Source organism: Methylobacterium sp. AMS5, assembly GCF_001542815.1.
Classification (GTDB): domain Bacteria; phylum Pseudomonadota; class Alphaproteobacteria; order Rhizobiales; family Beijerinckiaceae; genus Methylobacterium.
Map to the genome: position 1 here is coordinate 729,142 of NZ_CP006992.1, position 20,561 is coordinate 749,702.

At 67.7% G+C, this 20,561-nt stretch carries 21 protein-coding genes; 8 read left to right on the forward strand and 13 right to left on the reverse strand.

The window, feature by feature from the left end; genetic code table 11:
* Positions 1-11: 11 nt before the first annotated feature.
* On the reverse strand, positions 12-242 hold the full coding sequence (locus Y590_RS03405) for a hypothetical protein (RefSeq protein WP_060768649.1): 231 nt from the start codon (positions 240-242) through the stop codon (positions 12-14).
* A gap of 105 nt (positions 243-347) precedes the next feature.
* Complete coding sequence (locus Y590_RS03410; protein WP_060772134.1) at positions 348-1,781, reverse strand: FAD-linked oxidase C-terminal domain-containing protein; 1,434 nt, start codon at positions 1,779-1,781, stop codon at positions 348-350.
* A 316-nt stretch (positions 1,782-2,097) separates the two neighbouring features.
* Between Y590_RS03410 and Y590_RS03415 the strand changes: the two genes are divergently transcribed.
* Positions 2,098-2,460: a c-type cytochrome gene (locus tag Y590_RS03415; protein WP_060768650.1), complete on the forward strand. Its 363-nt coding sequence runs from the start codon at positions 2,098-2,100 to the stop codon at positions 2,458-2,460.
* A 96-nt stretch (positions 2,461-2,556) separates the two neighbouring features.
* Here Y590_RS03415 and Y590_RS03420 read toward each other — a convergent pair whose 3' ends face one another.
* From Y590_RS03420 to Y590_RS03435, 4 genes are all read right to left on the reverse strand, one after another.
* A complete protein-coding gene (locus Y590_RS03420) occupies positions 2,557-3,042 on the reverse strand; it encodes a MarR family winged helix-turn-helix transcriptional regulator (protein WP_060768651.1) in 486 nt (161 codons plus the stop codon).
* A 610-nt stretch (positions 3,043-3,652) separates the two neighbouring features.
* Entirely contained in the window at positions 3,653-4,258 is a 606-nt protein-coding gene (locus Y590_RS03425) for a DUF1254 domain-containing protein (protein ID WP_056200642.1), read from the reverse strand.
* The gene (locus tag Y590_RS03430; RefSeq protein WP_060768652.1) at positions 4,255-4,986 is read right to left on the reverse strand and encodes a DUF1214 domain-containing protein; all 732 of its coding nucleotides are present in this window, start codon (positions 4,984-4,986) and stop codon (positions 4,255-4,257) included. The genes Y590_RS03425 and Y590_RS03430 overlap by 4 nt, the downstream gene beginning before the upstream one ends.
* A gap of 10 nt (positions 4,987-4,996) precedes the next feature.
* Positions 4,997-7,309 (reverse strand): transglycosylase domain-containing protein, encoded by a 2,313-nt coding sequence (locus Y590_RS03435; protein WP_060768653.1) that lies wholly within the window; start codon positions 7,307-7,309, stop codon positions 4,997-4,999.
* Positions 7,310-7,620: 311 nt separating this feature from the next.
* On the opposite strand from Y590_RS03435, the gene Y590_RS03440 reads away from it, so the two are divergent.
* Positions 7,621-8,085 (forward strand): YcgN family cysteine cluster protein, encoded by a 465-nt coding sequence (locus tag Y590_RS03440; protein WP_060768654.1) that lies wholly within the window; start codon positions 7,621-7,623, stop codon positions 8,083-8,085.
* A gap of 9 nt (positions 8,086-8,094) precedes the next feature.
* Here the strand turns inward: Y590_RS03440 and Y590_RS03445 are convergent, their stop codons facing one another.
* Entirely contained in the window at positions 8,095-8,751 is a 657-nt protein-coding gene (locus Y590_RS03445) for a GNAT family N-acetyltransferase (protein ID WP_060768655.1), read from the reverse strand.
* 277 nt (positions 8,752-9,028) lie between these two features.
* Between Y590_RS03445 and Y590_RS03450 the strand changes: the two genes are divergently transcribed.
* The 4 genes from Y590_RS03450 (at position 9,029) to zapE (ending at position 13,354) form a co-directional block, all read left to right on the forward strand.
* On the forward strand, positions 9,029-9,580 hold the full coding sequence (locus tag Y590_RS03450) for a TadE/TadG family type IV pilus assembly protein (protein WP_060768656.1): 552 nt from the start codon (positions 9,029-9,031) through the stop codon (positions 9,578-9,580).
* A complete protein-coding gene (locus tag Y590_RS03455) occupies positions 9,580-10,413 on the forward strand; it encodes a TadE/TadG family type IV pilus assembly protein (RefSeq protein ID WP_060768657.1) in 834 nt (277 codons plus the stop codon). Before Y590_RS03450 ends, Y590_RS03455 begins: the two co-directional genes overlap by 1 nt.
* Positions 10,398-11,831, forward strand: coding sequence for a pilus assembly protein TadG-related protein (locus tag Y590_RS03460; protein WP_060768658.1), 1,434 nt, complete (start codon positions 10,398-10,400; stop codon positions 11,829-11,831). The genes Y590_RS03455 and Y590_RS03460 overlap by 16 nt, the downstream gene beginning before the upstream one ends.
* Positions 11,832-12,139: 308 nt before the next feature.
* Positions 12,140-13,354 carry a cell division protein ZapE gene (zapE, locus tag Y590_RS03465; protein ID WP_060768659.1) on the forward strand — a complete coding sequence of 405 codons (1,215 nt, stop codon included), beginning with the start codon at positions 12,140-12,142 and terminating at the stop codon, positions 13,352-13,354.
* 100 nt (positions 13,355-13,454) lie between these two features.
* Here zapE and Y590_RS03470 read toward each other — a convergent pair whose 3' ends face one another.
* The 4 genes from Y590_RS03470 to Y590_RS03485 form a co-directional block, all read right to left on the reverse strand.
* Positions 13,455-14,081, reverse strand: a complete 627-nt coding sequence (locus tag Y590_RS03470) for a DNA-3-methyladenine glycosylase (RefSeq protein WP_060768660.1) — start codon at positions 14,079-14,081, stop codon at positions 13,455-13,457.
* 72 nt (positions 14,082-14,153) lie between these two features.
* Entirely contained in the window at positions 14,154-14,831 is a 678-nt protein-coding gene (gene rnhA / locus Y590_RS03475) for a ribonuclease HI (RefSeq protein WP_060772135.1), read from the reverse strand.
* A gap of 61 nt (positions 14,832-14,892) precedes the next feature.
* Complete coding sequence (locus tag Y590_RS03480; RefSeq protein WP_060768661.1) at positions 14,893-15,678, reverse strand: hypothetical protein; 786 nt, start codon at positions 15,676-15,678, stop codon at positions 14,893-14,895.
* Positions 15,675-15,926, reverse strand: a complete 252-nt coding sequence (locus Y590_RS03485) for a hypothetical protein (protein WP_060768662.1) — start codon at positions 15,924-15,926, stop codon at positions 15,675-15,677. The genes Y590_RS03480 and Y590_RS03485 overlap by 4 nt, the downstream gene beginning before the upstream one ends.
* 463 nt (positions 15,927-16,389) lie before the next feature.
* On the opposite strand from Y590_RS03485, the gene Y590_RS03490 reads away from it, so the two are divergent.
* Positions 16,390-16,698, forward strand: a complete 309-nt coding sequence (locus Y590_RS03490) for a hypothetical protein (RefSeq protein ID WP_060768663.1) — start codon at positions 16,390-16,392, stop codon at positions 16,696-16,698.
* A gap of 406 nt (positions 16,699-17,104) precedes the next feature.
* Positions 17,105-18,067: a glutathione synthase gene (gene gshB, locus Y590_RS03495; protein WP_060768664.1), complete on the forward strand. Its 963-nt coding sequence runs from the start codon at positions 17,105-17,107 to the stop codon at positions 18,065-18,067.
* Between the two features lie 58 nt (positions 18,068-18,125).
* Here the strand turns inward: gshB and Y590_RS26935 are convergent, their stop codons facing one another.
* A complete protein-coding gene (locus tag Y590_RS26935) occupies positions 18,126-18,281 on the reverse strand; it encodes a hypothetical protein (protein ID WP_201026762.1) in 156 nt (51 codons plus the stop codon).
* A gap of 656 nt (positions 18,282-18,937) precedes the next feature.
* Positions 18,938-20,515 carry a Na+/H+ antiporter gene (locus Y590_RS03500; protein ID WP_060768665.1) on the reverse strand — a complete coding sequence of 526 codons (1,578 nt, stop codon included), beginning with the start codon at positions 20,513-20,515 and terminating at the stop codon, positions 18,938-18,940.
* Positions 20,516-20,561 lie beyond the last annotated feature (46 nt).

Consider the following 20,561-nt stretch of genomic DNA (forward strand, 5'->3'; position numbering starts at 1 on the left):
GGAAGGCGGCCTTACTTCGCGGAGCCCTGTTGCGGGTTCTGTCCGCCGGACTTGTCCTTCTTGTTGGCCTCGTGGTGGCCGATGGCGCAACCGGCGGCGGCACCGACCTTGCCGTGGCCGGCCATGCTGCCCGCCGCGCCGCCGACGACGGCGCCCTTGAGACAGCCCTTGGCCTCGACCGGGCCGGTCAGAGCGGCCGCCCCGAGAGCGAGGACGGCAGCGGCCAGAATCGGATGCTTCATCACGTGAGCCTCTGGTTGGCGCATCGTCCCGGCGCGATCATGGCAGGCCGATGCGAAGCGAGTGAGACGCCAACCGGCCGCGCCCGCATCCGTTCCGCGGCCCGTTCAGGCCGCGATCCGGCCCTCGAGCGGGAAGACCTTGGCCGGGTTCATCAGCCAAGCCGGATCGAACACGTTGCGCACGCGCATCTGCTGTTCGAGGTCGTCCTGCGTGTATTGGAAGCGCATCAGCTCGCGCTTCTCGATCCCGACGCCGTGCTCGCCGGTGAGGCAGCCGCCAACCTCGACGCAGAGCTTGAGGATCGCGTCCCCCGCAGCCTCGGCCTTCTGCAACTCGCCGGGCGTGTTGATGTCGAACAGGATCAGCGGGTGCAGGTTGCCGTCGCCGGCATGGAACACGTTGGCGACGCGAAGCCCCTGCTCGGCGCAGATCGCCTCGATCCGCTCCAGCACGTGGCCGAGCTGGCCGGTCGGGATCGTGCCATCCATGCAGATGTAGTCGGAGATGCGCCCGGTGGCGCCGAAGGCGGATTTGCGGCCCTTCCAGATCGCGGCGGATTCGGCTTCCGACTTCGAGACGCGGATGCTGGTCGGGTTGAACCCTGCGGCGATCGCCTCGATGCGCGCCAGCATGTCCGAGCATTCCTCGTCCGAGCCCTCGACCTCGATGATCAGCATCGCGGCAGCATCACGCGGGTAGCCGGCCTTGGCGAAGTCGTCGGTGATGAGGATCGCCTCGCGGTCCATGTACTCGATGGCGACGGGGATGATGCCGGCCGCGATGATCGCCGCGGTGCAGGCGCCGGCATCCTCGACCGAGGAGAAGCCGACCAGGGCCGGGCGCGCGCCTTCCGCGGCGCGCAGGATGCGCACGGTGGCCTCGGTGACGATGCCGAGCTGGCCTTCCGAGCCGCAGATCAGGCCGAGCAGGTCGTAGCCGCCGGAATCGAGATGCTCGCCGCCGAGCTCGACCACGGTGCCGTCGTTGGTCACGAGCGTGACGCCCATGAGGTTGTTGGTCGTCACGCCGTATTTCAGGCAGTGCGCCCCGCCGGAATTCATGGCGATGTTGCCGGCGATGGTGCAGGCGAGCTGGCTCGACGGGTCCGGCGCGTAGAAGAAGCCCTCATGCGCCACCGCCCCGGAGATCGCGAGGTTGGTGATGCCGGCCTCGACCCGGGCGATGCGGTTGGAAAAATCGAGATCGAGGATACGCGTCATCTTGCCCACCCCGATGATGATCGCGTCCTCCTGGGCGATGGCACCGCCGGCCAGCGACGTGCCGGCGCCGCGCGGCACCACCCGCACACCGTGGGCGTGGCAGAACGCCATCACCGCCGAGACCTCCCCGGTCGTGGAGGGCAGCACCACGGCGAGCGGCATCTTGCGGTAGGCGGTGAGACCGTCGGTCTCGAAGGCGCGGCGCTCGTCCTCCGTCGTCACCAGCGCCTCCGGCGCCACCAGCGCGGAAAGCCCCTCGATGATCGCCTCGCGGCGGGCGACGACATCCGCATCCGGCGCGGGGAAGGCGATCGACATGGTCGGCATCTCCTCAAGAGATTTGTTTTTTTCGACTTCGCTTTCGGCGATCCACAGGGGCGTGCGGGGCCTTCAGCCCCGCTTCAGCCGCCGCAGTTCAGGTTCGCCTGGACGACGTCGGGCACACGTCTTAGCGGAAAGTCTCCCGAGACGCACGGCAGTTCCCACCGACCCATGCAGCCACCGAAAGGAGCGGAAGCGTCTTCGTGAACCAGCCTCGGCTGGACGCGTGCCCGGCATAGTCTATATCTGTTCTAAGGCTAAAAGCTCTGCCATAAGCAGGCCGGCTTCGGCCGTTCCAAGGAGGAAAACAACGATGCGTCATCTCATCCTCGGCGCCGCCCTCGCGCTGCTGTTGCCTGTCGCCGCCCATGCCGAGGGCGATGCCGCCGCCGGCGAGAAGGCGTTCGCGCCCTGCAAGGCCTGCCACAATTTCGAGAAGAACGGCGTCGGCCCGACCCTGAAGGGTGTCGTCGGCATGAAGGCCGGTGAGGGTGCCGACGGCTACGCCTTCTCCGACGCGCTGAAGAAGTCCGGCATCACCTGGGACGAAGCCAACCTCAAGGAGTGGCTCACCGACCCGAAGAAGAAGGTGCCCGGCACCAAGATGGTCTTCCCGGGCGTCAAGGACCCGAAGAAGGTCGACGACATCATCGCCTACCTCAAGACGAAGTCCTGAGGCCCCGCGCCTCCGGAATTCGATCGGATCAAATAGGAAAGCCGCCCCTCGGGGCGGCTTTTCTCGTTTGAAACACTTGATCGACCGGCGGGTGCGTCAGCGAGACGCGTTCGCGGCCGGCACCTCGGTGCTGCCGGCGCGGGCATGCAACTCGTCGCGCATCATGGCGAGGTTGTCGAGGAGTGCGCGCCGCTCGTCGAGGGTCATCCCGGTCATGCCGCCCACCGTATGCGGCAGGCAGTCCATCTTGCCCTTGAGCCCGCGCCCCTTGTCCGTCAGGAAGATGCTGACCTGGCGCTCGTCCGGACGGTCGCGGGCACGCCGGACATGACCGGAGGCTTCGAGGCGCTTGAGGAGCGGCGTGAGCGTGCCGGAATCGAGGAAAAGGCGGCTGCCGATCTCCTTGACCGAGAGCCCCTCCTCCTCCCACAGCACCAGCAGCACGAGATATTGCGGGTAGGTCAGCTCGTGATGGGCCAAGAGGCTGCGATAGGCGCGACCGAAGGCATGTGCCGCCGCGTAGACGGCAAAGCAGAGTTGGCTGTCCAGGGATTGCGGGTCATCGCGGCCCGTTTGACTCATGACACTCTTCCTCGGTGCGCCCATGGCGCACTGGCGTTTCGGACCCGCAAACGGGTTCGGCACCGACGGATATGGGGACGGCGAGCCGCCTCCGCGAATCACTGGACCGCCCCGCGATCCGCCGCCGCCATCGGATGAGATACCTGCGTGAAAAGGCAGCAGCCCCTTGGGCCCCTGCGCTCTCGCGCGATACGCATCCCGGCCAATGGTAGCCGCGCGGCAGAATCCCTGCGACAGACCTAAGACGCGGACCCTAAAGAAAAATCGCCGTGGGTACAATCGAACCACGCGCATGGCTTTCACGGCCATCCGCATGGACGCGGCGCTCCCGAAAGCCGCTGAGACGGAAATAATCCGCTCGTTTCTCGAAGAGCGACCGACGCGTCCGAGGGGCCGAACTGGGATCGGGGCAACCGGCGGCGAGGGGCGTCGATCCCTCGGGCAATGGACCCCCGCGCCCCTGCAATCGCTGTGGACGGCCACAACGGCACGGGCGCTTGCAGCAGCGGAGCAGTTCAACTTTTGCCTTCAAAAGTGCCTCGCAAAACTCTTGGTCTCCGACTGTTCTCGTTCTGGCGATGACCGCGCGGCGGGCGTTTTGTGAGAGACACTAACTTTTGCCCTTCCCCGGCTCCTCCCCCGTCGGCTCGGCCGGGCTGTCGATCGTGCAGGACACCGCCTGCACCGCCGCGTCGGCCACCGCGCGCTCGCTCGGCAGTGCGGCGATCACGCGGACCACTGCGAAGCCGCGCCGGGCGGGGGCGACGATGCGCACGTCGCGGGTCACCTCGCCGGCCACGTCGTTGGCCAGGGCCTCGTCGTACTGGGCGCGGGTCATCACCACGAGGTCGAGCCCACCGCGCACCGCCGCCTGATCGGTCACGGCGTAGAAGGCGCCCCGGCGGCTGTGCATCGAGACCGACAGCATCAGCGAGCCGGCCTGGGCCGAGACCCGCATCGGCCCGTCATCGAGGTCGTAGGAGCACACGCCAACCGAGACAGCCGGATCGGGATTGGGCAGCCATTCGCCGTTCGCCGCGGGTGCGCCCGCAAGGCCGTGGATGCGCAAGGGGTGGTCGAGGGTCTCGCTCGCCCGCGCGCGGGTGAAGGCGTCGCCCTCCGAGAAGCGCGGAATCGCCAGCACCGTGGCGATGTGGACGATGCCGGCGATGACGAGGCCGCAGGCGGTGGCGAGCCAGAACGCGCCGCGGCTCATGAACCGCACCCCGTGCGCTCGATCGCCGGCAGGGTGTCCCGGTCGAGCGAGCCGACGCTGGCGGCCACCGGCGTGTCATAGAGGCGCAGCGCCAGCCGCACCGGCCCCCTCGGCCGCGGCATCGGCAGCCAGTTGCCGGGCTGGACCTCGGGGCTCAGCTGGATCGCGAAGCGACCGTCGGTCTCGCGCAGGATCTCGGTGGAGGTAAAGCCCGTCCGCACCGGCTCCTGACCCGGCGCCAGCGCGCCACGGCCGGTCACGGTGAGGGTCCAGGCGCGGGCCGGGGGCGTCACACCCGCGAGGCGATAGCTACAGGCGGCGTCCAGCGTCCGTCCCTCGTCGTCGCTGGCAGCGGTGAGCAACATGCCTTCCCCAACCGCAAGGGGAATGTCGCCGCGCCGGGCGTTGACGGCGCGGGCATAGGGGTCGGAATCGAGCGAGCCCGCCCGCGGCCACGCCGTCCAGCTCCCGATCGCCGTCCCGCCGAAGGGATAGCCGCCGCTGGTGGCGTAATCGGCACTGGCGAGGCCCAGGAGCCCGCCGAGGGTGAGCGCGTAGACGAATAGCCCGACGCGCGAGCTGCGCGAGGCGGCACCGCGCGCGAGGCGGCCCAGGTGCTGGGGTAGCCGCTGGGGTAGCCGTTTGGGCAGACGCCCGGACGGCTCGGCGCCCGCGTCCTCGCGCAGCGATGTTCCGGCCGCCGGGCCGACTCCACTCGACAGGGCCATGGGGTCGGCCTCAGGGCGTCCCGAAGCCGCCGGAGGCGCGCGCGCCCTCGGCGACATCGACGGGCACGAGGCCGGGCGCACGCACCCGATCGGGGGCGACGGCGCCGGAGCGCGCCGGATCGGTTTTGCCAGGCTCGCTCTTGCCAAGTTCACCCTTGCCAGGCTCGCTTTTGGCGGCGGAGCGGCTGGTCTCGACGTTGCGGAACAGGCCGTTGAGGCCCGACAGCACCTCGAAGGAGCGGCGCGAGAGCCGGCCACCGGTGCTGGCGGCGGCGGCCGCGCCGTCGGCCTGCGCCTGGGCGGCCTGCGGCGCGCTCCTGCGGTCGTTCAGGCCGGGCATCGGCTTCAGCTCGATGCCCTGATGGGCAGGGGCCATGATCTCGTGCCACGTCATCGCGGGGAGCGAACCGCCGGTCATCTTGTTGGTCGGGCTGTGATCGTCGTTGCCGTACCAGACGGCGCCGACATAGTTGCCGGTGTAGCCGACGAACCACGCGTCGCGGTAGCCGTTGGTGGTGCCGGTCTTGCCCGCGACCTTCACGCCCTCGATCTGGGCCTTCCGCGCGGTGCCTTCCTCGACGACCTTGTTGAGCATGTAGTTCATGTCCGCCGTCACCTGGGACGAGAGCACCTGCACCGGCTTCTCGTCGGCGTGGCGGTAGATCACCTCGCCGCTGGAATTGCGCACCTCGGTGGCGACGTAGGGCTTGGCGACCCGTCCGCCATTGGCGAAGACCGCGAAGCCCGCCGCCTGATCCATCACCGTCACCTCGGTGGCGCCGATCGGCAGCGAAGGCGTGTCGGTCAGCGGCGTCGTCACGCCCATCGCTTTCGCGAGCTGGATGATCTTCTCGCGGCCCGCCTTCGCCGCCTTCCAGTCGTGGGTGATGCCGAGCCCCTTGCCAATGGCTGTGGTGACCTTGATCGGGATCGTGTTGACCGATTTCGCCACCGCGAGCCACATCGGCTGTCGGCCGGAATAGGAGCGGCCGTAATTCTGCGGGCACCAGTTGCCGACGCAGACCGGCGAGTCCACCACCGGCGTGTCCGGCTTGAACAGGCCCGAAGCCAAAGCCGCGGCATAGACGTAGGGCTTGAACGAGGAGCCCGGCTGGCGCAGCGCATCGGTGGCGCGGTTGAACTGGCTCTCACCGTAATCGGCGCCGCCGACCATGGCACGGAGCGCCCCGTCGGGGTCGAGGATCACCACGCCCGCCTCGTCCACGTCGTACTGATCGCCGAGCCGCCGCAGCATGTTCTCGACCGCCTGGTCGGCGGAGCGCTGGATCGAGAGGTCGAGCGGTGTCTTCACCGTCAGCACGCGGTCGTTGCGGAGCTTGCCCGCATCGGCCATCCGCTTCACCTCGTTGAAGGCCCAATCGAGGTAGTAGTCGGCAGTGATGTCCTTGGTACGGGTGACCGGGGTGGCGGGGTTGCGCAACGCCGTCTGGATCTGCCCTTCGGTGACGAAGCCCGCCTCGACCATGTTGTGCAGCACGTCCACCGCCCGGCCGCGGGCGGCGGGCAGGTTGACGTTGGGCGAGTATTTGGTCGGTGCCTTGAACAGGCCGGCGAGCATCGCGGCTTCCGCCAGCGTGATGTCCTGCAGGCGCTTGCCGAAATAGTAATCCGCCGCCGCCACGGCGCCGAAGGTGCCGCCGCCCATATAGGCACGGTCGAGATAGAGCTTCAGGATCTGGTTCTTGGTCAGGTGCGCTTCGAGCCAGAAGGCGAGGAACGCCTCGTTGACCTTGCGCTCCAGCGAGCGCTCGTTGGTCAGGAACAGGTTCTTGGCGAGCTGCTGCGTGAGGGTCGAGCCGCCCTGCACGTTGCCCTTGCCGGAGGAATTCGAGACGAGCGCGCGGGCGGTGCCGATCGGATCGATGCCCCAATGCTCGTAGAAGCGCCGGTCCTCGGTCGAGAGCAGGGCCTTGATCATCAGTTCGGGAAAGTCGTCGAACTTCAGCGAGTCGTCGTGCTTGATGCCGCGGCGTCCGACCTCGGTGCCGTAGCGGTCGAGGAAGGTGACGGCGAGATCCTGGGCCTTCAGCCAGTTGTCGCTGGTGAGGTTGAAGGCGGGCTGAGCCAGGAACAGCAGCAGCATGGCGCCCGCCGTCCCGATGGTGACACCCTCGCTGGTGAGGTCGAGGGCGTAGCGCTTCCAGCCGCGGACCGAGAAGACCTGCATCCGCGCCTGGAAGCGCTCGTAGGCTTCCGTCGTGGAATGGCCGCCCTCGTACAGGCTCGCATTGACCCAGGCATCGAAGGCCAGGGCCGCGCGGCTGATCCGCGTCGTCAGCGTCTTGAGGCTGGGCAGGCGCAAGGCGGCTTCCGGTTTCTTTAAACGATGTCCGGGTCGGCGTAGAGAAAGCCCAGGCAGCGATGATCCGATACGTTCTGTATCAGGACACGCGCCGGCCCGCGAGCTTTCGCTTCCGTTAAGGAACGCGAAGGGCGGGCCACCGTCCCCCCGGCGGACCGCTCACCGCACGTTAACCTTAAGACGTCTGTGGCAGCCGAATCCGGCGGGCGGATGGCGGATCGTCCGGTCCTGCTTGCTCCCGGCGTCGGCATGCGGCAGGAGGGGCGCCTTGTCCCGAAACGATACGATCGAAAGCGAGCGAGGCGCCTGATATGGCCGAGCGCAGCGAAGGGCCGTTCTGGCGCGTGAAGACGCTCGAGGCGATGAGCCCGGCGGAGTGGGAGAGCCTGTGTGACGGCTGCGGTCGCTGCTGCCTGCTCAAGCTCGAGGACGACGACACCGGCGAGATCCACCACACCGATGTCGGCTGCACGCTGCTCGACACCCATACCTGCCGCTGCCGCGACTACCGCCACCGTGCCAAACGCGTGCCGGACTGCGTGCAACTGACGCCGGAGGCGGTGCGCACGATCCCCTGGCTGCCGCCGACCTGCGCCTACCGCCTCGTGCGGGAGGGCCGCGACCTGCCCGCGTGGCACCCGCTGAAGACCGGCCGCCGGGCCAGCGTCCACGATGCCGGCATCTCCGTGCGCGGACGCGTCGCCGGCAACGAGGAGGAGTTTGCCGAGGACGAGCTGGTCGAGCGCATCGTCGCATGGCCGGACGAAGCCGCCTGAACGGCCGATTCAGGCTGCATGCGCGAGAAACGGCGGCAGACACGGCGAGGGAAGCGGCCGGGATCGAGGCAGGGTCGCCATGGCGAGGTTGAAATCGAGGGTCGCCTCGATCCCCTCCCGCCACAAGGAGAGCGGCGTCGGCTGCGCGAGACGGATCGCACCCTCGCTTTCACCCTCGGTGAAACGTAGCTCCGCGCCGAGCCCCGCGACCAGCCGCCGCATCGCGACGTTGTGGGGCATGCAACGCAGACGAAGCTCGACGAGGCCGCGATTGCGGGCGGCCTCCGCCAGACGCCGCAGCAGCCTCAACCCGAAACCCGCCCGCCGAAACCCCTGCTCCACCGTGAGTGCGACCTCCGCCCGCCGGGCGTCCGCATGTCCAGGGCCGAACGGGCGCAATTCGCCGAGCGCCCGCAGGGTGCCGTCCACGAAGACGCCGACGATCATGCCGGGCGCGACCATCGCCTGCGCCGCGTAGGCCGCGGCCGCCCGGTCACCGACCGCGGCCATGAAGCGATTGGCGCGGGTTTCCGGATCGAGGCGCAGGAAGAAGGCCCGCACCGCCGGCCCATCGCTCGGCCAGAGGCGGCGCAGACTCGGTCGGCCACGTGCCGCCCCGAGGGGGCGGTCCGAGGGACGATCATCGGGAAACGTTGAGAGGGGCATCGGGGAAGCGAGGAACTCTTGCAGCGCGCCGGATCGGCGATTCACCCGCGCGGCCTCCCTCTCCGGCGCAGACCGAGCCCATTTGGTGCGGCGGCGCGCTCACCGCAATGCAGCAAAGTGCCGGATCTCCGCTCGGGCTTGCATGGCTGGTCTGTCCGCTTCCTTCAGGTCTGCAATCAGAGCCGATAGAAGCATCGCACCGATCTGCGCCAGCAAAGGCCCGGATTTCTGATATCCTGTTATCTTTTATTTAAATTCTGCAAGATACCCTGAATCCATGCGGCGAGAATCGAATTACATTTGCAACGATGAAGGATCGACGGCCGTCGAGTTCGCCCTCGTCGGAGCAGCGTTCATCCTTACACTGCTTTTCGTGATGGCATCCGCACTGGTCGTGTACATCAACCAGACCATCGACAATGCGACGATACGGGCATCCCGCAAGATCCTGACCGGGAACCTTCAGTCTCAATCGACTGCAGCAACGCAAGCGGGTTTCAAGCAAAGCCTCTGCGGATACCTGCCGGCGACGATTTCTTGCGACAACGTCATCGTCAATCTGTACGTCGTGCCCAAAGCTGGGCAGCCCAGCGGGTACTACTCCTACGTCTCATCCGACTTGAGCGGCGTGACCGTGGCCAATCTCGCCACGGGGTCGGGGCAATTCAATCTCGGCAACCGGGGGGATTACCAGTACCTTCAGGTCATCTACCCGATCACGTTCCTGCCTCCGCAGATTTCGTCCTGGCTGAGCGGCGGCGCGACTTACAAGGGCAAGCCGGCCTATCTCGCGGTCTCGGCCGCGGCCTTTCGCAACGAGCAGTACTGATGGCGGACGGCTCCCCCCGCACGCCACTCCCCGCGGTGCAACGCGGCGCCGCGCCGGACAGCACCCTCGCCTTCCGGGCGCTGGCGATGCTTCGAAGCGTCCGCGCCGGCCTCGGGGCGCAGGTGGACGGCTTCCGTGCGGCGGAGGGCGCGGTGGCCGCCATCGAGTTCGCCCTGATCCTGCCCACCCTGCTGCTGGTGCTGTTCGCAGGCACCCAAGTGGTCGCCTACATCGACGCGACCCGCAAGGTCGAACTCGTCGCGCACTCGATCAGCCAGATGATCTCGCAATCGGTGCCGCCGGACAGCTCGACGATCGCCCTGGTCAACGCCACCGACCTGCACTTCAGCTACGACGCCACCCTCGTGCTGTTTCCCTACGTGATGAAGGACGCCAAGCGGCGGGGCCGTTCGTGGTGGGAGAACATCTCGATCAACTATGCCAGCATCCAGTTCAAGGCGAAGAACAGCGCCTGCCAGAACAACCCCGACACCAGCGTCGACCTGAGTCCCTGCTACGATGCCAAGGTGGTCTGGACGACCACCGGCACGGCCCAGCCCGGCGGGAACAACTACCGGCCCTGCGACACGCCACAACTGCCGACAGCCGACGACGCGGCGTCGACTCGGACCACCCTGCCGCGATCCACCTACGGGCCCGGATCGCTGGTGGTGATCGATGTGGCGTTCGATTTTACGCCGACCTTCGGGTCGGGCTTCGTCCCCGCCGTGCGGATCGCGCGAACGGCCTATGTGCAGCCGCGCTACGCTTCGCTGGTGAACTTCGACACAACCAACAACGACGGGATCGCGACCAAATGCACCGGCTATTGACCCGCGCAGGCCGGCTCAAGGGCCGGGCGTCGGCCCTGGCCTCGAACGCCGAGGGCAGCATCAACGTCCTCTTCGCGCTCGCTGTGCTCCCGACCATCGGCCTCGTCGGCCTCGGCATCGATTACGGCATGGCGATCAGCAGCAAGACGCGGCTCGACAATGCAGCGGACGCCGCCGCGCTCGCGGGCGTCGTGACGGCCAAGGAGTTCATCGCCGCCAACGCGCAGCAGAGCGACGTGACGGCGTCCGGCATCAAGGCCGGCGAGTACCAGGCCCTTAAGGCCTTCAACGCCAATGCCAGCAAGGTCCCGTTCGCAACGGTCTCTCTTTCTCAACTTGAGATCGCAAGAAGCGGACAAACCCTCGATGCGACGGTCAGCTATACGGCCACTGTTCAGAGCACGTTCGGCAGAATCTTCGGGCTTTCGGCGACGACCCTGACCAACCGTGTCAACGCATCGGTCGACCTCGCAAGCTACCTCGATTTCTACCTGATGGTGGACGTATCGGGCTCAATGGGTCTGCCGACGAAAGATTCCGACGCTGAAGCACTCGCCATGCAAAGCAAGGAGAAGCAGGGAAACTGCCAATTCGCGTGCCACTTCCCAGATAGTGTCGGCTGGACCAAGGCGGCGGGAAAAATCCAGTTGCGGTCCGACGCGGTGAACAACGCGGTCTGCGAACTTCTTAAACGGGCCTCGAAGCCGGTCGTGCCGAACCAGTATCGAATCGGCATCTATCCGTTCATCAATCAATTGGCGACACTCGCACCCCTCGCCGATACGACCACCTCGCTTGCCGCGCTGAGAACGGCGGCCGAGTGCGACAAGATTTGGCCGCTCGCTTTCACCAATCTGCTCGATACGGGCAGCACGCAACTTTTCACGAACAACGATCCGAAAACCGGCACCGGCAGCGGTGGAACTCATTTTGAGGCGGCCCTGCCGAAGATGAAGTCGACCATCAAGCCCTACGGCAACGGTTCCGCCTCAACGAACTCGAGGCCGTTCGTGTTTCTGATCACCGACGGCATGCAGAACAGCCAGTCGTACTCGGCGTGGAAGGATACGAAGACATTTTCTGGAAATCCCTCGAAGTTTGCAGGCTATCCCAATGCCGACTGGAACGGCTCGCAACCCGCTCAGATCGATCCGTCGAAATGCACGGAACTCAAAAATGCGGGCGCGACCATTTCGGTTCTATACATACCCTACAACATTGTAAAAAATTACAACAATGACAGCTACATCGTTTGGGAGAATGGCCGCGTCAATCAATTCAGCCCGACACTCGCAGATCCTCTTCGGAATTGTGCATCGCCGGGATTTTTCTATAAAGCCAACACGCAGGCCGACATCACCGCTTCACTCGGCGCAATGTTCAATCAAGCGCTGAGAGTTGCTCGCATCACTCAATAGAATACCCTCGCTCTGAACCGAGTGATGGTTCGGCACGAGGCAGAATAGTAGAATGAGCGCTTGGAGCCGCTCCCCGTTGCAGCGTCATGGGGAGCGGCTCCGGCGTATTCAGGTCCGAGCATGGTTGCGCACGATCGCCTCCGGCAGGAAGCCTCCGCTTCGGATCGCTGCGGATGTTCGCAAGGTTGACCTGCGCCGGCTTGATCGCGGTGCCGCGGCGCGGCAGAGCGGGGCAAGCCACACCGCCCGTCTCTTCCGCCGGCTCGCCTGCCGGAAGAGCCGCTCCCTCACGCGATCGATCGGCCGGGATGCCCGAGACCTACGCCCCCTCCGACCATGCCCGCGCCGGCGCGGTCTCGCCCGGCCCGGTCCGCGAGCGCTACGACGCCCTCGTGGGCTCGGGCGCGATCGAGCGCGACCCATCGCAGATCCGCCTCGTCCAGGCCCTCGACCGGCTGGTGCAGAACTTGGAGCGCCGCCGCCGGGCGAAGAAGGGCAGCGCGCTGGGCTGGCTGTTCGGCCGCAAGGACGACGATGTCGGGCCGCCCAAGGGGCTCTACATCTGGGGCTCGGTCGGCCGCGGCAAGACCATGCTGATGGACCTCTTCCACGAGGCCGCGCCGGGCCCGAAGCGTCGGGTCCACTTCCACGGCTTCCTCGCCGACGCGCACGAGCGCATCCACGCCCACCGTCAGGCCTTGAAACGGGGTGAGGTGAAGGGCGACGACCCGATCCCACCGGTGGCCGAGGCGCTGGCAGCGGAAGCGACGCTGCTCTGCTTCGACGAGTTCACGGTCACCGACATCGCCGACGCGATGATCCTGGGGCGCCTGTTCGGCGCCCTGTTCAAGCGCGGCGTGACGGTGGTGGCGACCTCGAACGTCGAGCCCGACCGGCTCTATGAGAGTGGCCTCAACCGCGCGCTGTTCCTGCCCTTCGTGGCAGAGCTTCAGGAGCGGGTCGAGGTACTGCGCCTCGATTCCCGCACCGATTTCCGCCTGGAGAAGCTCGGCGGAAGCTCGGTCTATCATGTGCCGGCCGACGCGGCGGCCGAGGTCGCGCTCGACGCCGCCTTCAAGGCGCTCTCGGGGCGCGCGAAGGGCCAGCCGAGTACGGTGAAGGTGAAGGGCCGCGCGGTTCCGGTGCCGGAAGAAGCCGGCGGCGTCGCCCGCTTCAGCTTCGACGATCTGTGCCGCAAGCCGCTCGGCGCCTCCGATTACATGGCGCTCGCCGACCACTTCCACACCCTGATCGTCTCCGGCATTCCGGTGATGGGCGAGGCGGAGCGCAACGAGGCCAAGCGCTTCATCACCCTCATCGACACCCTCTACGACGCGCATGTGAAGCTCGTCGCTTCGGCCGAGGCCGAACCGACCGGACTCTACACCGCGGCGCAGGGCCGCGAGGCCTTCGAGTTCGAGCGTACCGCCTCCCGCCTCATCGAGATGCGCTCGGAGGAATATCTCGGCACGCCGCACGGGCGGGCGCCCTCCGGGTCGAGCGCAGGGCTGGCCGAGACCTAAAGCATCGTCCTGGATAGCCGATCCAGGACGATGCTTGAGGCTCCTGTTTTCGCATCATCTTTTTTTTCGAAAGCCGGCAACCACCTTTCGGGACGATGCTCTAAGCCCCCTCCCCCGCGGCACCGGATTTCGCTCGCGGCAGCGGACGGCTGAGATAGGGCGAGCCGGGCACCAGAAAGCGCCAGGCTGCCTCGACCCCGCGGCTGATGCCGATGCGGGTCGTCGCCGCGACCGGCTGCGGCCGCTGCGGCGCCGCCCAGGCGAAGGGCGCTCGGTCGAGGGGCAGGCCATCATGCGACAGGTCGATGCCGAGCGCCTGGGCGAGCCGGCCCGGCCCGGCGCAGAGGAGGCGCGGCGCGTCGAGCCCGCGGCGGGTGCGCATCGTCTCCAGACCCGTGGTCGGTTCGAGCGCCCGAAGCAGTACGGCGCTGCCGGTCTCGCAGACGAGGTTGAGACACCAGTGCAGGCCGTAGGAGCGGTAGACGTAGGCGCGGCCCGGCGGCCCGAACATGCTGGCATTGCGCCGCGTCGGCCCGGCGAAGCTGTGCGAGGCCGGATCGGTCCGGTCGTAGGCCTCGGTCTCGACGATGAGGCCGCCGACGCCGTCCACGCACAGCCCGTGGCCGATCAGTTCGGCGGCGACGGTCGCGGCGGGGCGGTCGAAGAAGGCGAGAGCATCGTCCTGGATACCCGATCCAGGGCGCCGCTCTCGTCTTTTGTTTTGCATCGTCTTTCTCCGAAAGCCGGCGTCCACCTTTCGGGACGATGCCCCAGGTTCATTGCGCCCGCCTCCGCCCGATCAGGACGCCTTCTGCAACTCGGCCCGAACACGGGCGACGCCCGGCGGCTTGAGTTCGAGCGCCAGCCGCACCGCGTCCTCGAGATAGGCTTGAGGGGTGATCCCGGCACGACCGGCCGCCCGCGACAGAGCGTTGGCCAGATCCGCGCTCAGCGCCACCTGCACCGTCTTGGGTTGCACAGGCGGCGCCGGCGCCAGGGCTGGGGCGGGATCGGCCGGCGCAGGCATCGCTTCACCCGACGTCTTGCCGCTCAGGGCCTCGCGCCGGCCAAGGGTCGCGAGACGGTCGGCGCGCTCGTTGCCGGCCTCGCCGGCATGGCCGCGCACCCAGGTCCAGCGCACGTCGCGGGCCGCGGCCAGCGTGTCGAGGCGCTGCATCAGGTCGATGTTCTTCACCGGCCCCGTGGCGGTGCGCCAGCCCCGCGCCTTCCAGCCGCGCATCCACTCGGTGACGGATTTGACCACGTACTGGCTGTCGCAGCGCATCTCGATCGCGGCGCCCTCGGGAAAATGCTCCAGGGCGCGGATCGCGGCGGTCAACTCCATGCGGTTGTTGGTGGTGGCGCGCTCGCCGCCGTACAGCTCGATCGTCCCGGAGGGGTCCTGGATCACCGCCGCCCACCCGCCGGGGCCGGGATTGGGGTCGCAGCCGCCATCCGCATAGACGATGGTTCGCATCGGTCCCATTCGCTTTCAGCCCTGTGTCTGCCGTTTCCGGACCGGGGCTAATACACCGAGGCTAAAATTTGGCCACGACCGGCGCGGCCAAAACCGCCTGTACCGGCGGCTCGACGAGGCCGCAGCGGGCGGCAGCGTCCGGCGGCAGAAGCGGGTCGAGGAGCCCGCGCCGCTCTTCGAGGAAGGCGAGCGCCTGCTCGGCCGACGCCGCCTCGCGGCCGGGCATCTCGATCAGAAAATGCTCGAGCGCGTAGCGATAGCGGGCGATGCGCAGGGATGTTTCCAGGCGCACCCACGCCACGAGACAGCGGTTCTCGGCGACGCGCATCGCGGCCTGCCGCACGTCCCGATCGTCGAGGCTCTTCGAGAACGGCAGGGCGCGCAGGCGTACCCCGTCCGCGTCGAAGACGCGTCCGGCGACGGCCACGAAGATCGGGATCAGGCGACCGTCGGCCAACGCGTCGTCCGACAACCTGCGGTAGCGGGAATAGGGGGAGCGAAACGACTCGAAGATCAAATCGTTGTGATAGGCGGGAATATCGTCGCGCCGCCAACGCGGCGGCAGCACGCGGGCTCGGGTCAGGTTGGCGAGCGCGTCGAGGAAGGCGGCGTGGCCGTCGGCGGGCATCAAGAACCGCCAGGCCCGATCACGCAGGATCGTCTCGTCGTCGGTGAGCGGAAAGGCCGAAGCCGGCGCGCCGCGTTCGTAGGCGGCCACCGTCCCCGTGGTCTCGATCAGGCTGTTCCAGGCGCTCGACGCCGGACGGCCGAAGTCACCCTCCTGCGCACAGGCGCCCGGCAACAGGGCCAGAAGCAGGCCGGCGGATCGAAAGCCGGGGCGCGTCACGAGCGGCGGCGGCGCGGAACCGGCAGAGCCTCCGCCTCCGGCATCCTCTCGTAGCGCACGCCCATGAACAGCAGGATCTGACCGCGCGGCGCATCGTCCGCCTCGCGGCGGAAGCGGCGGGTCGTCGCGGGGGCGAAGGGTACGACGGAGCCGGTCGCGCCGCTCTCCCGGTGGCCCGGCTTCGCCGCGGGAGCGGAAGGGGACGCTAAAGAAGGTGTCTTGGAGGGGGCGATCGTTGAGGGCGTCATGGGCCTGTCCCGTCGATGTGTGTGGCGGCCGGCTCCCGCCCTGCGGCCACCCGGAGCGGGCTGGCAGCATCGGGCGGGCGCTCGTCGTGAGCGGGACGGGCCCGCCCCGGCCGGGCGATCTCAGGCCAAGCTCAGCACGACGTGGTTAACGGAGTGTTTCAACGCACGTCGCATTCCGCGTCCATCCGCGGCGAAGCGCGGCCTCGGCGCGACCTGTTTCGCGGACGGCACGGTCCTTGCGAGAATGCCATTGCCCATGGCGGGCGTTTCCTCCCTTGACTTCGGCCCCGCGCGATCGCGCTGCGGGGCCGTTTCTTTGTCGGGCGGTTTTTCTCGGTGATGCCGCAGACCCGGGCGGGCGTGACAGGGCCGGCGCAACGGCTGCGTGCTGCGCTTGCTAACGAGGGGGGATGCCCGATATGCGGAGCCAACCCAACTTTGATCGAGCGAAGGACAAGGCAGGATGCGTCCGGACTTCACACGATTCGGCAGCCCGGCGCGCGGCGTGTCCGCGGCCCTGAGACTAGCGCCTCTCGCTCTGCTGGCTCTGGTGGCGGCAAGCCCGGCCCAGGCCCAGCGGGAGGACCAGGGGCTGCAACTCGGCTGCGCCAACGACTACTTCCGGCTTTGTGCCGGCGTCGATCCGAACAGCCAGGATGCCGACGCCTGCATGACCCGCAACCGCTCGCGCCTCTCACCCGAGTGCAAGTCCGCCATCAGCGACTACGACCGGCGCAGCGGGGGCGCCTCGCAATCCCGCGGCCAGCGCTAGGGCATCGTCCTGGATACAAGATCCAGAACGATGCCCTAGCCTCTTGTTCTTGCGTCATCTTTTTCCGACGGCCGGCAACCGTCTTTCGGAACGATGCTCTCGAGCGCATTTCGACGACGTGGCCACCGGTTCGTCGAAAGAATGCGTCTCGTGACACCGACCTGGAGACGCCGGCCCGATGCAATGAGGTCGGATACGGCTCTAAGGGGGCCTCCCGGAGTGCCTCGCAAGATGCCCGGGCGCTGAGCATCGCCCCTCCGGCTGCGGCGCTGCACCGGGCATGATGTGAGAGGCACTCGGGTTCCGGTCCCCTCGGAGGATCGTCGATCGGAACGGAGCGGGCTCGCCAGGAGCCCGCTGTTTCGCCCGCTGTTTGGGCGGAACGCACAGCAATTCGGGGACGAGCATGGCGTTGACCGTCGCGGTCCAGATGGATCCGATCCAGTCGATCCGCATCGCGGGCGACACCACCTTCGGCCTGATGCTGGAGGCGCAGGCGCGGGGTCACAGCCTCTATACCTACACGCCGGACCGGCTCTCGATGCAGGGCCGGCTGGTCACGGCCTACGCTCAGCCCGTGACGGTGCGGGATGTCGAGGGTGCGCACGTGACCCTCGGGGCGCCGGAGCGCATCGATCTCGCCGAAGTCGACGTGGTGCTGATGCGCCAGGATCCGCCCTTCGACATGGCCTACGTCACGGCCACCCACATGCTGGAGAAGGTCGCCGGGCGCACCCTGGTGGTCAACGATCCGGCCGAGGTCCGGAACGCGCCGGAGAAGCTGTTCGTCCTCGACTTCCCCGAATTGATGCCGCCGACCCTGATCTCCCGCGACCGCGCCGAGATCGAGGCGTTCCGAAAGGAGCACGGCACGGTCGCGATGAAGCCCCTGCACGGGCATGGCGGCGCGGCGGTGTTCCGGGTCACGGAGGAGGATCCGAACTTCGGCTCGATGTTCGACCTGTTCTCCGCCACCTTCCGCGAGCAGTGGGTGGTGCAGCGCTTCCTGGAAAAGATCACCGAGGGCGACAAGCGCATCATCCTCGTGGACGGCGAGCCGATGGGCGCGATCAACCGCGTGCCGGCCAAGGGCGATATCCGCTCCAACATGGTCCGCGGCGGCGCCGCCGGCGCCTCCGATCTGACCGAGCGTGAGCGCGAGATCTGCGCCACCATCGGGCCGGAGTTGAGACGCCGCGGCCTGATCCTCGTCGGCATCGACGTGATCGACGGACATCTCACCGAGATCAACGTCACCTCCCCCACCGGCATCCGCACCATCAAGCGGCTCGGCGGGCCCGATCTCGCGGTGTCGGTCTGGGACGCGATCGAGGTGCGGCTCGCCGCCCGCCGCAGCCTCGGCGCCTGACCGCCGCCCGAGACGGGGGCGTCTCGGATAATCAGCCCATCCCCGCCTCGATCAGCCCCTATCGAAAGACCGGCAGCCCGACCCCGATCAGGGCGAGGCCGAGGACCAGCAGGAGGCCGGACAGGGTTTCGGCCAGCGCTGCGCGCGCGCCGAAGCGGTGTGCCTGAGCCGCCAGCCCGACACCCGCGACAAGACAGGCGGTGCTCGCGACCATCAGCACGGGCGATCCAGCGGGCGGACGACATCCCGGCCCGCGAGACAGGCGCTGCGTGAGCCCATCCCGAGGGCATGGCCGGGAATACGGGAAGACGTCGCTGGGGGCTGCCCAGGCGGCCGTGCAGTCGGGCATGAGGCTGACAGTTCGAACATCGATCTCGGCATCGGACCTGTTCCCGCCCCTTCCGCGGAAGCGGATGGCAGCGCGAAGACATGAGGGATCGCGGTCACGCCGCGTGGCGCAGGCCATTACGTGTCACGGCGGCAAAAGGTTTGCCCGGCGCGCTTCTGACAGCCGTCCCCGTCATCGCCGCCTCGGGCCCGCGAGCCTTACCGCATGAGCACTTTATTCGCCCAGGGTTTCTGGATGACTCCAAAGGCGATACACAGTTCTTTGCAACATATCGCGGAACATAGCGCGCATTTCAGCACTGGAAACGAATCTCACAAGCCGACCTATCGATAGGCAGCTAACATCAAGATTATATTCGATCGAACGCGCGGCAGGCTGGATAGTGCCATAAAGATTAACTTTGGCAAATCGAAGTTATATTAAATTGGCAATTTCGCATTATAATCTCAATATTAAAGCTTCAGTCAAGTTTATGCAATTTTAAGGTGAGTTCGTTCGAACCTTATCCGTCGGGACGCGCATCAGGCCTCTCCTCGCGGCGTCGCATTGAGCTCGGCCCAATCGAGTTCTTCTTCCAACACGAGATAGGCGTCGTCGCCGATCCGGCCGTTCCGGCGCAGGGTCAGGAGGCGGTCGCGGGCGGCGTGGATCGCGCGGCGGCGGGGCTCGTCGGTCGGCAGCCCTTCCGGGGCGAGGCCGTCCTCATGCGCCTCGGCCTGGGCCAGCGCGGCATGGAACTCTCGACGCAGGGCATCCGCCGCCTCCGAGCGGTCGTTCTTCAGGGCCTCGACCGCAGCGCCATAGGCCTCGGCCCGCGCCCGGCCGACCTCGCGGCCGACAGGATCGCTATCCTCCAGCCCGAGCCACCCGAGGATCGGGCGCAGGCTCAAGCCCTGGAGCACCAGCGTACCGATCACCACACAAAAGGCAGTGAGCACGATCAAGTCGCGATAGGGAAACGCGCCGCCCTCGGGCCCGCCCTCGGGCAGGGCCAAAGCCGTGGCGATGGTGACGAGGCCGCGCATCCCCGACCACGAGACGGCAAAGCCGGCGCCGAGGCCGAGATCGCGGGCCGGGCCACGATCGTCCGGCTGATCGGAGGCGACGCCGAAGCCGACACGCCGGATGGCGCTCGCCGGCAGCACCCAGGCGATGCGGACGAGGATCACGGTGACGACCACGGCTGCGGCGACGGAGGCGTAGGCGAATTCCTGCTCGGGCGTCATCCGCGCCAGGATCGGCCCGATCTGCTCGCCGATCAGCACGAAGGCGAGGACGTTGAGCACGAAGATCGCCGTTTCCCAGACCGCGTTCGAGATCACCCGCGGGCGCGGCGAGGTCTGGCCGGGCGCGCGGCGGGCCACGGTGATCGCGAAGCTGACCACGGTGAGTACCCCGGACAGTTCCATCGCCTCGGCAGCGATCCAGAGGCCGAAGGCGGCCGCGAACTGCAACACGATGACGCTGGCCGGCTCATCGACGCGGCGCAGGATCCGCAGGTAGACGAGCGCGGCGAGCGGCCCCGCCACAAGGCTGCCGACGACACCGATCAGGAAGGCCGGCGCCACCTCGGCAACGGCGAAATGGCCGGTCATCGCTGCCGCAACGCCGAGCCGGTAGATCAACAGCGAGGCGGCGTCGTTGAGGAGGCTTTCGCCGCGCAGGATCGTGGCGAGACGATGCGGCAGGGAGACGTGGTTGAGCACCGACAGCGCCGCCACGGCGTCCGGCGGGGCCACGATGGCACCGAGCACAATGGCGGCGGCGAGCGGCATGTCCGGCACGAGCCACAGCGCGACCGCCGCGACCGCCGCGGTCGTCGCCGCCACCGCGCCGATGGCGAGCCCGGCGATGGGGCGGGCATTGCGCACGAGGTCGCGCAGGGACGTGCTGTAGCCGGCATCCATGAGCACGGGCGCGAGGAACAGGGCGAGCGCCAGTTCCGGATCGAGCGTGAGGCCCGGCACGCCGGGCACGAAGGCGAGGCCGACGCCGCCCAGGGCCAGGAAGGCCGGATAGGGCGCGCGCAGGCGCCGCGCCAGGGCAGCGAGCAGAACAGCGCCAACCAGGACGCCGACGATCCAGTGGAACACGAACATGGAAAAGGGTGGATCCGACGCGCAGCCGTGACGATGACGGTGACGA

What these genes read in the sequence shown, in the direction of transcription:
- Y590_RS03460 (WP_060768658.1), top strand. Translation starts at nt 10,398, where the DNA reads ATGCACCGGCTATTGACCCGCGCAGGCCGGCTCAAGGGCCGGGCGTCG.
- Y590_RS03420 (WP_060768651.1), bottom strand. Translation starts at nt 3,042, where the DNA reads ATGAGTCAAACGGGCCGCGATGACCCGCAATCCCTGGACAGCCAACTC.
- Y590_RS03410 (WP_060772134.1), bottom strand. Translation starts at nt 1,781, where the DNA reads ATGTCGATCGCCTTCCCCGCGCCGGATGCGGATGTCGTCGCCCGCCGC.
- Y590_RS03425 (WP_056200642.1), bottom strand. Translation starts at nt 4,258, where the DNA reads ATGAGCCGCGGCGCGTTCTGGCTCGCCACCGCCTGCGGCCTCGTCATC.
- Y590_RS03440 (WP_060768654.1), top strand. Translation starts at nt 7,621, where the DNA reads ATGGCCGAGCGCAGCGAAGGGCCGTTCTGGCGCGTGAAGACGCTCGAG.
- Y590_RS03445 (WP_060768655.1), bottom strand. Translation starts at nt 8,751, where the DNA reads ATGCCCCTCTCAACGTTTCCCGATGATCGTCCCTCGGACCGCCCCCTC.
- zapE (WP_060768659.1), top strand. Translation starts at nt 12,140, where the DNA reads ATGCCCGAGACCTACGCCCCCTCCGACCATGCCCGCGCCGGCGCGGTC.
- gshB (WP_060768664.1), top strand. Translation starts at nt 17,105, where the DNA reads ATGGCGTTGACCGTCGCGGTCCAGATGGATCCGATCCAGTCGATCCGC.
- Y590_RS03485 (WP_060768662.1), bottom strand. Translation starts at nt 15,926, where the DNA reads ATGACGCCCTCAACGATCGCCCCCTCCAAGACACCTTCTTTAGCGTCC.
- Y590_RS03405 (WP_060768649.1), bottom strand. Translation starts at nt 242, where the DNA reads ATGAAGCATCCGATTCTGGCCGCTGCCGTCCTCGCTCTCGGGGCGGCC.
- Y590_RS03450 (WP_060768656.1), top strand. Translation starts at nt 9,029, where the DNA reads ATGCGGCGAGAATCGAATTACATTTGCAACGATGAAGGATCGACGGCC.
- rnhA (WP_060772135.1), bottom strand. Translation starts at nt 14,831, where the DNA reads ATGCGAACCATCGTCTATGCGGATGGCGGCTGCGACCCCAATCCCGGC.
- Y590_RS03500 (WP_060768665.1), bottom strand. Translation starts at nt 20,515, where the DNA reads ATGTTCGTGTTCCACTGGATCGTCGGCGTCCTGGTTGGCGCTGTTCTG.
- Y590_RS03455 (WP_060768657.1), top strand. Translation starts at nt 9,580, where the DNA reads ATGGCGGACGGCTCCCCCCGCACGCCACTCCCCGCGGTGCAACGCGGC.
- Y590_RS03490 (WP_060768663.1), top strand. Translation starts at nt 16,390, where the DNA reads ATGCGTCCGGACTTCACACGATTCGGCAGCCCGGCGCGCGGCGTGTCC.
- Y590_RS03415 (WP_060768650.1), top strand. Translation starts at nt 2,098, where the DNA reads ATGCGTCATCTCATCCTCGGCGCCGCCCTCGCGCTGCTGTTGCCTGTC.
- Y590_RS03430 (WP_060768652.1), bottom strand. Translation starts at nt 4,986, where the DNA reads ATGGCCCTGTCGAGTGGAGTCGGCCCGGCGGCCGGAACATCGCTGCGC.
- Y590_RS03470 (WP_060768660.1), bottom strand. Translation starts at nt 14,081, where the DNA reads ATGCAAAACAAAAGACGAGAGCGGCGCCCTGGATCGGGTATCCAGGAC.
- Y590_RS26935 (WP_201026762.1), bottom strand. Translation starts at nt 18,281, where the DNA reads ATGGTCGCGAGCACCGCCTGTCTTGTCGCGGGTGTCGGGCTGGCGGCT.